At 39.1% G+C, this 13,436-nt stretch carries 7 protein-coding genes; 3 read left to right on the plus strand and 4 right to left on the minus strand.

Going from position 1 to position 13,436, the window contains the following annotated elements; translation table 11 throughout:
- Positions 1-135: 135 nt before the first annotated feature.
- Together L0668_RS02205 and L0668_RS02210 are read right to left on the minus strand one after the other, a co-directional pair.
- Positions 136-897, minus strand: a complete 762-nt coding sequence (locus L0668_RS02205; RefSeq protein ID WP_235310418.1) for a hypothetical protein — start codon at positions 895-897, stop codon at positions 136-138.
- 810 nt (positions 898-1,707) lie between these two features.
- The gene (locus L0668_RS02210; protein ID WP_235310419.1) at positions 1,708-1,974 is read right to left on the minus strand and encodes a helix-turn-helix domain-containing protein; all 267 of its coding nucleotides are present in this window, start codon (positions 1,972-1,974) and stop codon (positions 1,708-1,710) included.
- 317 nt (positions 1,975-2,291) lie between these two features.
- Here L0668_RS02210 and prfC point away from each other — a divergent pair, with 317 nt between their 5' ends.
- Together prfC and argS are read left to right on the plus strand one after the other, a co-directional pair.
- Positions 2,292-3,869, plus strand: a complete 1,578-nt coding sequence (gene prfC / locus L0668_RS02215) for a peptide chain release factor 3 (protein WP_235310420.1) — start codon at positions 2,292-2,294, stop codon at positions 3,867-3,869.
- Positions 3,870-3,902: 33 nt separating this feature from the next.
- Positions 3,903-5,639, plus strand: a complete 1,737-nt coding sequence (argS, locus tag L0668_RS02220; RefSeq protein WP_235310421.1) for an arginine--tRNA ligase — start codon at positions 3,903-3,905, stop codon at positions 5,637-5,639.
- Positions 5,640-6,165: 526 nt separating this feature from the next.
- Here the strand turns inward: argS and sppA are convergent.
- Positions 6,166-8,025 (minus strand): signal peptide peptidase SppA, encoded by a 1,860-nt coding sequence (gene sppA / locus L0668_RS02225; protein ID WP_235310422.1) that lies wholly within the window; start codon positions 8,023-8,025, stop codon positions 6,166-6,168.
- Positions 8,026-8,178: 153 nt separating this feature from the next.
- Here sppA and L0668_RS02230 point away from each other — a divergent pair, with 153 nt between their 5' ends.
- Entirely contained in the window at positions 8,179-10,206 is a 2,028-nt protein-coding gene (locus L0668_RS02230) for an NADPH-dependent 2,4-dienoyl-CoA reductase (protein WP_235310423.1), read from the plus strand.
- 98 nt (positions 10,207-10,304) lie between these two features.
- Here L0668_RS02230 and L0668_RS02235 read toward each other — a convergent pair whose 3' ends face one another.
- Positions 10,305-13,430, minus strand: coding sequence for an efflux RND transporter permease subunit (locus L0668_RS02235; RefSeq protein WP_235310424.1), 3,126 nt, complete (start codon positions 13,428-13,430; stop codon positions 10,305-10,307).
- Between the last annotated feature and the right edge of the window lie 6 nt (positions 13,431-13,436).

A 13,436-nucleotide genomic window follows, 5' to 3' on the forward strand; every position in this document is an offset into this window, starting at 1 on the left:
TCCACATGGGAAATTAATATGGCTTTTTTAGGTAAGTTTTTGATTCGTAATGAGAAATATTATTGGCCCCTTATGAAGGAGCCAATATCTTGAGCAAGCATGTTTGGATCTTATATTATTTGTGGGGGAGCAGATTTATGCCATAAAAGCAGTTACCGGCGGTTTACGTTTAGAGCTGGTCATAGCAAGCTGTGCAACAGGTGGTTTACGTTTAGAGCTAGTCATAGCAAGCTGTGTAACAGGTGGTTTACGTTTAGAGCTAGTCATAGCAAGCTGTGAAACAGGTGGTTTACGTTTAGAGCTGGTCATAGCAAGCTGTGCAACAGGTGGTTTACGTTTAGAGCTGGTCATAACAAGCTGTGCAACAGGAGGTTTACGTTTAGAGCTAGTCATAGCAAGCTGTGTAACAGGAGGTTTACGTTTAGAGCTAGTCATAGCAAGCTGTGAAACAGGTGGTTTACGTTTAGAGCTGGTCATAGCAAGTTGAGCAACAGGTGGCTTGCGTTTAGAGCTAGTCATAGCAAGCTGTGCAACAGGTGGTTTACGTTTAGAGCTAGTCATAGCAAGCTGTGAAACAGGTGGTTTACGTTTAGAGCTGGTCATCGCGATTTGGGCTACAGGCGGCTTACGTTTAGAGCTAGTCATAGCAAGCTGTGAAACAGGTGGTTTACGTTTAGAGCTGGTCATAGCAAGTTGAGCAACAGGTGGCTTGCGCTTAGAGCTTGTCATTGCTATTTGGGCGACAGGCGGTTTACGTTTAGAGCTCATCATGGCTTTAGTTGATAGTTCTAATTTTGAAATGTGTAATTCGTTTTTCGCTTGGATAGTCGATGCGTTGGTATTAAAAGTGAGTAGGGCTGTTGCCAATATAGCAATTGTAAACTTAAAAAGTTTCATAATCATTCCTTATATGCGGGTGGGAAAATTCCCAATAATGATTATGTCGGTTTTTTTTACGTATGTGGAGGGCTAAGTATTAAACCTTTAAGAATTTTGGTAACAAAAGTTTGTAACTTTCATGAAATATCACCCAAATGGAAAGTGTAGTTAATCCTTGTATTGCGTATGGATATAGTGTGTATATGAAAATAACTTCAGGTAGGTTGAAAATGTGTCTAACAAAATATTCGAATAACATTAAAATCTGTATAAGTATAAAAAATGCTGTTATTTTAAAAATTGCCCAATCTAAGTGAATCGATTCCCCTTTTTTCGAAAAATATTGATTTAAGAAACTAACTCTAAACATTAATAAGTATCTAACACCTAGAGTAGAAACTATTAACCATATATACCAAAATGTTTCTGGAGATAGATAACCTGATATTAGCCAATAGATTTCAGTTAGGCTTAATATAACTAAAATTGGCGTTACTAATCGGATTATTTTGTCGTGACGGCATAAATAGCAAGTCATAAATGAAAATGTATATAAAATTAATTTTATAATAGTGTTGTCATACAGCACAAACCAAGCTAATTCACTTATAGTAGCTTGTAAAAATAGAATGATGACCACGGATACTACATTAATATTTTCTCGACAGACGATCCCTGTAAAAATTAAAACCCCTAAAAACAGTCGATCAAAAATTTGTGCATTACCAAAAGAAAAAACTCCTAGCGCGATAAAAAGCCCTCCGAAGAGGGCTGTTAAGAATTGGGGGAGATAAGCACGTATCAACATGCTGTAAGATTAAAGTATGTTTAACTTAAATTAAAGCCAAAATAATCCATAACGGTTGAGAAAAATGATTCGCGGGTTTGTTCAGAGGCTTTTTGTCGACAAATTGACCACCACTTACTAATCACTTCAACACCTATACTATTCATGGTTTCAGGTTTTTCATTTTCTATGGCAGAAACGGTTTCTCGACTAATCCCCACTCTTTGCGCTAACTCTTCTTGGGTATAGCCAGACTCTTTGCGTAATGCTTTTAATTGCGCGCCACTAAACATCTTTCTACGTGACATAAAAAACTACCTTATAAACTATAAATGTTAATTAAACGTTAGGAAAAAAATTAACCTTAATACGAATATAATTTAATCTAGCTTTTTAGTAAATAGTTATTTCTATGTAAAAGTAATATTTTTTATATAGCATGCGAACAATCTAAATGAGAAGTATTATTACCTTTACCTATGCAAGAAGTTTAATTTATTGGTTATTACCAAGATTATAGAAACCCTATGCATAATTAATCACTGTTAGGAGGGACATTTGTGCTTGAGTCGTATACAATTCGCGGCCAAATTATTTTGTAACCTGTTCACCAAAGAGTATTTCCATGTCTTTTCAACAAGAAGTTGATAAACGCCGCACTTTTGCGATTATTTCTCACCCAGATGCGGGTAAAACAACCATTACCGAAAAAGTGTTATTGTTTGGAAATGCTTTACAAAAAGCCGGTACAGTTAAAGGTAAAAAGTCTGGTCAACATGCTAAATCTGACTGGATGGAAATGGAAAAAGAACGGGGTATATCCGTCACGACTTCTGTCATGCAGTTCCCTTATAAAGATCACCTTGTTAATTTATTAGATACGCCAGGTCACGAGGATTTCTCTGAAGATACTTACCGTACCTTAACTGCTGTAGATTCTTGTCTAATGGTAATCGACGCAGCTAAGGGTGTAGAAGCACGTACCATTAAATTAATGGATGTGACACGTTTGCGTGACACGCCGATTATCACTTTTATGAATAAACTCGATAGGGACACTCGTGATCCAATTGACTTGTTAGATGAAGTTGAAAATGTACTTAACATAAAATGTGCGCCTATTACTTGGCCAATCGGCATGGGTAAAGAATTCAAAGGTGTTTATCACTTATTGCGTGACGAAACTATTTTGTACAAAACTGGTTTTGGACACACCATCCAAGACGTGAGTATTGTTAAAGGGTTAGATAATCCAGAACTTGATGAAGCAATTGGTAGTTATGCACAAGAGCTACGGGAAATGCTTGAGTTAGTTCAAGGTGCCTCCCACGAATTTAACCATACTGAGTTTTTAGCCGGCGAATTAACGCCCGTGTTTTTTGGTACAGCTATGGGTAATTTTGGTGTAGATCACATGTTAGATGGTCTAACCGATTGGGCGCCATTACCTCAAGGCAGAGAAACCAACGAACGTAAAGTGGAATCTAACGAACAAAAATTTAGCGGTTTTGTATTTAAGATCCAAGCCAATATGGATCCTAAGCACAGAGACAGAATTGCATTTTGCCGGATTGTGTCTGGTAAATATGAAAAGGGCATGAAAATGCATCATACGCGCATAGGTAAAGATGTGCGGATTTCAGATGCGTTAACCTTTTTAGCGGGCGATAGAGCCTTGTTAGAAGAAGCTTATGCTGGCGATATAATTGGTTTACATAACCATGGCTCAATCCAAATCGGTGATACCTTTACCGCGGGTGAGAAGTTCCGCTTTGCCGGTATTCCAAACTTTGCGCCAGAGTTATTTAAACGTATTCGCTTAAAAGATCCGCTGAAACAAAAACAATTACAAAAAGGTTTGATCCAACTTTCTGAAGAGGGTGCGGTACAGGTCTTTAGGCCTCTACAAAATAATGATCTAATTGTTGGTGCTGTGGGTGTACTGCAGTTTGATGTGGTGGTGGCGAGATTAAAAGGTGAGTACAACGTAGACGCTATGTACGAACATATCAACGTTTATACTGCTCAATGGGTGAGTGCAGAAACGCCAGCTAAATTAGACGACTTTAGGCGTAAGGCTGAGGCGAATTTAGCCTTAGATGGTGGCGATAATTTAACCTATATTGCCCCAACTCGGGTAAATTTAAGTTTGGCTCAAGAGCGTCATCCCGACATTACATTCCACAATACTAGAGAACACTAGGCCTCATTCGGGTCAGTTGGATAAATAAATCAAATGAACTTACAAACATATTTATTAGCAAAATTTAAAGCTGCCTTAGTGGCAATTGGTGCGCCAGAAGATAGCCCAGCACCTTTGAGCCGCAGTACTCGAGCTGGTTTTGGGCATTATCAATTTAATGGCGCTATGGCCTTGTCTAAGGTTTTAAAACAAAAACCAAGAGACATAGCAGATAAAATTGTTGCAGCTGTTGAATTCACCGATGAGGTTGAAAAACTTGAAGTGGCAGGCCCAGGCTTTATTAATATTCATCTAAGTCCAGCCTGGTTGGCGAAACAGCTGAAACAGGCTAATGCTGATGAGCGATTATTGATTGAAGCTGAGTCTGCTCAGACAGTTGTGGTGGATTATTCGTCACCAAACCTTGCTAAAGAAATGCATGTAGGTCACCTACGTACCACTATTATTGGTGATGCCGTAGTGAAAACCTTAGAGTTTTTAGGGCACAAGGTCTTACGCCAAAATCATATGGGCGATTGGGGCACGCAATTTGGCATGTTAATCACTCATTTGAATGACAAGTTAGCCGCCGACAGCGCAGCAGAAACTGCGTTGTCTGATTTAGAAGATTTCTATCGTGCGGCTAAAGTACGTTTTGACGATGAAGACGGTTTTGCTGATCGCGCTCGTGAAAATGTAGTGAAATTACAAAGTGGCGACCCTGAGTGCATTGTATTGTGGAAAACCTTTGTAGACGTATCCATTAAACACAGTGAGGAAGTATACAAGAAGTTAAACGTCAGCTTAAAACGCGAACATATAATGGGTGAAAGTGCCTATAACGATGATTTAGCTCCTACAGTTGCAGAGTTAAAACAAAAAGGCATAGTGGTTGAAGATCAAGGCGCACAAGTGGCATTTCTTCAAGAGTTAGCTGATAAAGAAGGCAACCCAGCGGTATACATAGTGCAAAAATCCGGTGGCGGGTATTTGTATGCAACTACAGACTTGGCTGCCATAAGATATCGTAATAATGTATTAAAGGCTGATAGGACTTTAATTCTAACCGATGCTCGCCAGGCTCTACATTTCAAACAAACCGAAATTGTTGCTCGTAAGGCTGGTTTTATTAAACCTGAGCAAAGTTACGAACATTGCCCATTTGGCATGATGTTAGGTAACGATGGTAAACCATTTAAAACCCGTACCGGTGGTACAGTTAAACTAGCAGAGTTGTTAGATGAAGCGGTTGAACGGGCTGCAGTCTTAATAAACAAACGTGAGTCAGACCTAACTGCTGATGAGCGTGAAGTGATTGCCAATAAAGTGGGTATAGGCGCTGTTAAATATGCTGACTTAAGTAAAAATCGTACCACGGATTATATTTTTAACTGGGATACTATGCTCAGTTTTGAAGGCAATACAGCGCCTTACTTACAATACGCCTATACGCGAATCCAGAGTATATTCCGTAAAGCAGGAGTCAATGCTGAGGCTTTACAAGCTGATATGCAATTACAAGCTGAACAAGAATTAGTGTTAGCGGTGAAATTATTGCAATACGTTGAAGCTATTAAACAAGTGAGCTCAGATGGAACACCTCACGTGTTATGTACTTATATTTATGAACTAGCTAGTTTTTTTATGAGTTTTTACGAAGCTTGCCCAATCCTAAAAGACGGTATAGACGAACCAACTAAAAATAGTCGCTTAATGTTAGCGCAATTAACGGCTAAAACCCTTAAATCCGGTTTAGAGCTGCTGGGTATTGAAACTATGGAAAAAATGTAGGGTTAACTTTGTAATGTTAATCATTAGGGGTTGTTGACCTTTGGCGTATAAATTTCGTTCAAACTAAACGCTTTTTAATTGAGGCTCTGACTTGAAGGCACTATTTATTTAAAAACGGTGGATTAAGTCAAAAGTCAGTAACTTAAAAATATATGGACTATTTTTGATCAGCTTTATCAGGCCTGCCTGCAGGTGAGTTACATCAATTTCGCGAATAAAGGGTAAAAAGTATGCAAGCAGGGCTTGATTGTTCTATTTAGCAATACTTGAACTACTGGTTAGTACAATGGCTTCTTTTGCGGCGGTTTGATGGTATCTTGCTTTGCAAAATCTCAAATTGCTTGTTCAAATCGCTTAGGGTCGGGGACTTTAGCTAAGATACTAAAACAGTCGATCTAGATAAATTAATTTTATTGAGATTCATTGCTAATCCATGGTTTGTCATTTCTGGATAAAAAAAGACCTACTAAAGAAGTAGGTCTGATTTATTACATTACTTAATTTTTATTAAACATCTGAAATAATACTACAACTCGCAGGTTAAACAGAGTGCGTAAACTCCTTTGGGGTCATTTAACTTTGTCATCGCTTCTATATCAGCTGTTAACTCTTTTACGACATTTAATAAGGTTTGGCTTTTCTCTGTTTTTAACGCGCCGTCTAAACTCACAGCGGCTTTTTGGAATAACTCTTTCCAGAACAGCTCACTTTTTGACAAGCTGTGGTGAATATATTGAGTATCGTATTCCGTTAGATTGGCCAACTCGGCTGCTGCTGCGATGCCATCTTGTAAGTAACCTAGTTGGTCTACTAAACCAATTTCTTTAGCTGTAGTTCCAATCCAGACTCGTCCTTGGGCAATATTATCAACTTGTTCTTTACTCATATCACGGTTATTAGCAACTAAAGTGATAAAGTTATCATAGCCGTGTTCAATACCGCGCTGCATGATTTGACCCATTTTAGGGTTAAGATCTTTACTAATGCCCATGCCCGCAAATTCAGTTGTGCCTACACCGTCGGTATGGATCCCTAAGTAGTCCAGCGTGTTTTCGAATGTGAGGAACATTCCAAATATGCCGATTGACCCAGTTATGGTACTAGGCGCTGCGATAATTTTGTCAGCACCTGCAGATATCCAATAACCGCCAGACGCTGCATAGGTACTCATTACTGCAACTACAGGTTTGCCTGAGTTTTGTAAGTTTTCAACTTCTTGACGTATGATTTCAGAGGCGAAAGCACTGCCCCCTGGAGAATCCACATATAACACCACTGATTTAACTGAATTATTTAAGCGAGCTTTACGCAGCAAATCTGCCGTACTATCACCACCAATTTCACCTGGCTTTTTAGTGCCGTTTAAAATTGTGCCTTTAGCGACCACTATGGCCACTTTTTTCACGTCCTTATTTTCAAAAGTAACGCCTTGAGTAATAATTTTTAAATAATTTTTATAACTGATGGCGTTAAAGTCATTACCGCTTGAATCTTTACCGACTATGTCGATAAGCTCTTGACGAATTTCTTCTCGAGTTTTTAATGCGTCCACCCAACCAAATTGCAAAGCGTATTGGGCAAAATCCCCGTCTACAGTTTCAAACTTTTGAATGAAGTCATCTAACTTTTCGTCAAAGTTAGCTATATCTAATCCACGAGCCGCAGCTACGCTGGTTTTGTATTGTTCCCACATAGCAGACAACCAAGCCTTGTTTGCCTCTTTCGCTTCGTCTGACATATCGTCTCGAATATAAGGTTCCACTGCAGATTTATAGGTTCCTACTTTAAACACATGTGTTTTAGCTTTTAATTTTTCGATAGCAGATTTGAAGTAGGTACCAAAGCGCCCGTATCCTTCAAACAACATAAAACCCATAGGGTTTAGATAGAGGTGATCAGCATGACTAGCTAAATAATATTGATTCTGGCTGTAATAATCACCAATTGCATAGATAGGTTTTTCACTTTGCTTAAAGTCATCTAAGGCTACGGCTATTTGTTCAAGTTTATCTAAACCGGCACTACCTAAACCATGTAAATCTAAAACTAGCGCTTTAATACGCTTATCTTGCTTGGCGTTATCTATTGTGTGTAGCACATTTTGTAATAACACTTCGGGATTTTCAGGCTCTTGCTCAAAGGCCTCTGCCATAAATTCTTCTAAAGGATCAACAGAACGTTTTTCAATAACTAAGTTGCCCTTTAATTTTAACACTAAGGCTGAATCTTGAGGGACTGTGATTTGATTTTTATCTTGCATGGCGACAGATATGATCGCGATAAAAATGATAATGAAAATAATATTTAAAAATAACTTACGACTGAAATTTAAGGCAGTCCACAAACCGACAAAGAGTGACTTTGTCCAACTTCTTCCTGATGACATAGAGAATTAACACATATAAAATTAACAAGTTCACATCCTATCTAAATTATGTCTAGGATGAAATTTACAAATGTAATTTTTTGTAACTTTTATATTCGATTAAATATAGTTAAACTGGTCTGACTTGATATAAGAGCATTAGTTGAACTATTTATGACGCCCAATCCATATTATCCACATTTGTTTCAGCCTTTAGACTTAGGGTTTACTCAGCTTAAAAACCGAACGTTAATGGGCTCTATGCATATGGGTTTAGAAGAACAAAAAGGGGGCTTTGAAAAGCTAGCCAGTTTTTATGCCGAAAGGGCCGCTGGAGAGGTGGGGTTAATTGTGACTGGCGGGGTAAGTCCAAATAGGCAAGGGTGGTTATTACCGTTTGCTGCACGCATGGTAAATAAAAAGCAAGCAAAACAACATCAAGTGATTACAGAGTCGGTTCATCAACACGGTGGAAAAATCTGTATGCAAATTTTACACGCGGGTCGTTATGCTTATCATCCTTTTAGTGTGGCGCCATCAAAAATTAAATCACCTATTACTCCTTTCACCCCTAGTGCTTTATCAAAAAGGGGCGTATTGGCTACCATAGAAGATTACGCTAATAGCGCTCATATGGCTAAGTTTGCCGGATATGATGGCGTGGAAATTATGGGCTCTGAAGGTTATTTAATTAATCAGTTTATTTGCTCACGTACTAATAAGCGTAATGATGAATGGGGTGGAAGCTTTGAAAATCGTGCTCGTATAGCTGTAGCGATTGTTGATGCAGTGCGTCAGCGAGTGGGGACTAATTTTATTATTATTTTCCGTTTGTCTATGCTGGATTTAGTTGAAGGGGGGAGCAGTTGGGAAGAAGTAGTGGCCTTAGGAAAAATGATTGAACAGGCGGGTGCCACTATTATCAATACTGGAATTGGTTGGCATGAAGCTAGAATACCGACTATAAGTACTATGGTGCCAAGGGCTGCGTTTACTTGGATCACAGGTAAAATGAAAGCAGAAGTTGATTTGCCATTAATTACTACCAATAGGATCAATACGCCAGAAATTGCTGAAAAAGTACTAGCTGAAGGCCATGCAGATATGGTGTCTATGGCGAGACCTTTCTTAGCTGATGAAAAATTTGTGGAAAAGGCCAAGCAAGGAAAAAGTGCATTCATTAATACTTGTATAGCTTGTAATCAAGCCTGCTTAGATCACACTTTTAAACGTAAACGTGCCAGTTGTTTAGTTAACCCAAGAGCTGGGTATGAAACTGAATTAAATTTCCCATTAACCACTCATAAGAAAAAGTTAGCCGTTGTAGGTGCTGGGCCTGCAGGTTTAGCCTTTAGTTGTTATGCCGCACAGCGCGGTCACCAAGTGCATTTATTTGATAAAAATGCAGAGATAGGCGGCCAATTTAATTATGCTAAACGTATTCCAGGCAAGGAAGAGTTTTACGAAACCTTACGTTATTTCGCGCATCAATTAGCTTTAACTGGGGTTCAAGTTCATTTAAATAATCCTCAAACAGTGGAAAGTTTAAGCTCGCAAGGTTTTGATCAAGTGATACTGGCGACAGGCATCTCACCCAGAAAGTTAAGCCTAGATGGCGTCGACCATGAAAAAGTGCTGAACTACCTTGATGTGCTTAGAAACGATCAGCCTGTAGGCAAAAAGGTGGCGATTATTGGCGCAGGTGGAATTGGTTTTGATGTAGCAGAATTTTTAGTGGAAAAAGAGTCGTTGACTGTCAAACCAGATGAGTGGTTGAAATCTTGGGGAGTTGATAAAGACTTTAAACAGCTTGGTGGTTTAACCCCCGCAGAAATAGAACCAGCAGAGCGGGAGGTATTTTTATTACAACGTAAAACCACTAAGGTTGGTAAAGGTTTAGGAAAAACAACTGGCTGGATCCACCGTAGTGCACTACAACGTAAACAAGTAAAAATGCTTGGTGGTGTGAAATACATTAAGGTTGATGATCTAGGATTGCATATTGAAATAGATGATAAAGTGCAATGCTTAGAAGTAGACAATGTGATCTTGTGTGCAGGTCAAGAGCCATTACGTGAGTTACACTCTGGCCTACTAGCAAATAATATTGTTACCCATTTAATTGGTGGGGCTGATGTGGCATCAGAGCTCGATGCTAAAAGAGCCATTCGCCAAGGGGCTGAGTTGGCAGCTAACATTTAGTTATCTATTTTGTTATTTATATAGTCCTGAAAACACTGAACTTAGCGCTATTTGATAGAGTAAGTTCAGTGTTTTTCTTTCAGCGAGGTTAATTAAATTTAAACCGTGGCTTCCTTGTGTTTTACCGCGTTAAAACTGGCTTTGTTACCTTTTAACCGCTCAACCAATAAATAATTAATCGGCACTAAAATCAAGGTGATAAAAGTAGCAAATAAAATCCCGAAACCTAATGATACCGCCATAGGGATCAAAAACTGCGCCTGAGTAGACTTTTCAAACAATAAAGGCATTAGGCCAATAAAGGTGGTTAAGCTAGTTAACATGATTGGTCTGAATCTAGCGGCACCAGCTGTTAACACGGCATCCATCAATTCTCGTCCTTCACTGCGTTTTTTGTTAATAAAATCAACTAGAACTAACGAATCATTGACGACAACACCGACTAAAGCCAGCATGCCTAAAATACTCATGATAGTTAATGGCATAGCCATTAACCAATGGCCAATCACTGCGCCTATCATGCTAAAGGGGATAACGCTCATGACTATTATCGGTTGAATATAAGACTTAAACGGAATAGCCAGTAAGCCATAAATCGCAAAAAACACCATAAGTAAACCAACACTTAATGACGAGAAAGACTCTCTTTGTTCTCTGGCTTCGCCTTCAAGTTTATAACTCACGCCAGGGTACTGGGCCACCAGCTCTTGTACAAATTGATCAAGATCGGCCTGTAACACTGTCATGTTAGTGTTATTTTTATCTACATCAGCAGTCACACTGACCGTTCGAAAGCGGTCTACCCGTCGTATTTGAGAGGGACTTTTACCCGGGGTTAAGGTGGCAACATGTGCCAGAGGTACGGTTCCTCCAGCAGGGGTTTTAATTAAAATATTGGTGAGGTCATTAATAGAGCGCCTTTCTTCAATAGGCAGTCTAACCATGACTCTTACATCATCTCGTCCACGTTGAATTCTTTGTACTTGGCTGCCAAAAAATGCACTTCTCACTTGGTTTGAGATACTGACTCTAGATAAACCTAAGGCCTTACCTTGTTGCGTGAGTTCTATTTGTAACTCTTCTTTTCCGTCTGACATACTATCTGTTATGTCAAATACAGTAGGGTAGGTAGTGAGGCGTTGTTTGATCTTTGCAGCCACTTCTTGCAACATTTTTTGGGAGTTGCCAATTAACTGTACATCAATAGGATCAGATGAACGGCCTATTTCTGCTCTAAAGGTAACACTTTCAGCACCAGGTATTTCACCAATTAAGTCTCGCCATTCACGCACTAATTCTGCTGAAGTAACCGATATTTCGCGACTTTCAGGCGGTGTTATTTCAAACCTAACGGAACCTGTATTTGAAGACCCACCACGCCCGCCGGTAGAGGCCAAGATATTTAGTACAATACTTTCACCGGTTTCTTGGTCGGTATACTTCTCTTTTAACTCATTGGCCTTTTCTGCCATTTTTACTATGTATTTATTGGTGACTTCAAAGGTAGTGCCAGTGGTCATAGTTAGGCTTGATCTTACGGTTTCACTTGGGACACGCGGGAAAAAGATAAACTTAGTCCAACCGCTCATTAATAAACTAGCAATGATCACAAAGGTGCCAATAAACACAGCTAATGTGGCAAGTTTATGTTTTAAACAAAAACCAAGTAGTGGTTGATAATAATGCAGAATGGCGCGCTCAAACCCATCAGCGAATTTTTGTTGCCATTTTTCTAACCTATTTTGTTTACTTGTATCTTTTTGATCACGCAACTTAATGTGTTTTAAATGAGCAGGCAATACAAATTTAGACTCAATTAATGAGAATAATAATACAGGTATTACAATAACTGGGATTTGTGAAAACAAACCACTTCTACCACCTTCAATAAATGCAAAAGGCAAGAAGGCTACTATTGTGGTTAAAATGCCAAAGGTAACAGGGGTCGCGACTTCTTGTGTGCCTTTGATTGCTGCTTCTTCCCCAGACTCTGCATTACGCAAATGGGTGTATATATTCTCACCAGTGACTATTGCATCATCCACCACTATGCCGAGCACTAAAATAAAACCAAATAAGCTGACAATATTGAGTGTCACGCCAAATATGGGCATAGCTAAAAAAGCTCCCATAAAAGAAACGGGTATACCAATAAATACCCAAAATGCTATGGCTGGGCGTAAAAATAGGGTTAATAACAATAAGACTAATATTCCGCCTTGTAAGGCACTGCCCGATAGGGTCGCAATACGGTTTTTTACAATTTGAGAATCATCATCCCAAAAGCTTAATTCGTAACCGATAGGTAATTGAGACTGTTTGTCATCTATGTATTGTCGAACTTTTGCTGCGACATCAATTGCACTTTGTTGACCAATTCGATAGACATCTATAAAGGCCGCTTGTTTACCATTAAATCGAGTACGTATAGGGGTTTCTTCAAAGCCGTCTTTAATATCTGCAATATCTTTTAAGCGTAAAATTGAGCCGTCGCTATTTGTTTTAATAGGAATATTGGCAAATTCATCTTTACGGTATGCTTGGCCTTTTGAGCGAATTAATACATCTCCACCGTCAGTCTTTATGTTACCAGCGGAAATATCACTACTAGAACTTGCCACTGCTGCGGACACTTCATTTAAGGTTAATCCGTATTGACGTAGCATTTGTTGAGGTATCTCTAGTGCTATTTCGTAGTTTCGTACACCAGCTAATTCAACTTGAGTAATGCCGTCTATTCTTAACAGGTCATCTCTGATTTGTTCGGCAAATTCATTGATTTCTTTTTCGCCGTATTCACCAGAAATACTGACCGCAATCACTTCGCGTTTACGTTGGGCTAGAGCCACAACGGGTTTTTCTGCTTCAGCAGGGAAGGTGTTTATTGCATCTACGCGAGCTTTTATGTCATTTAATAATTCTCTAGGATCGTAGTCAGAATCGACTTCAATTGTAACCCGAGCTGAGCCTTCTGAAGAAACACTGGTAATTCTCTCAATACCTTCCAAATCTTGCACGGCTTCTTCAATTAATATGGTTACGCCTAACTCTGTATCCTCTGGTGTAGCTCCTCTTAAGGTGACGCCAACACTTATGGTATCCGACTCAAAAGACGGAAAAACTTCTAATGGAATACGACTAGTTAAGCTATACATACCTGCAAACAATATAGTGATCATAAGTAGGTTAGCGGCAACGTGATTTCGTGCGAACCAGGCAATCATGATTTT

Source organism: Paraglaciecola algarum (assembly GCF_021532655.1).
Classification (GTDB): domain Bacteria; phylum Pseudomonadota; class Gammaproteobacteria; order Enterobacterales; family Alteromonadaceae; genus Paraglaciecola; species Paraglaciecola algarum.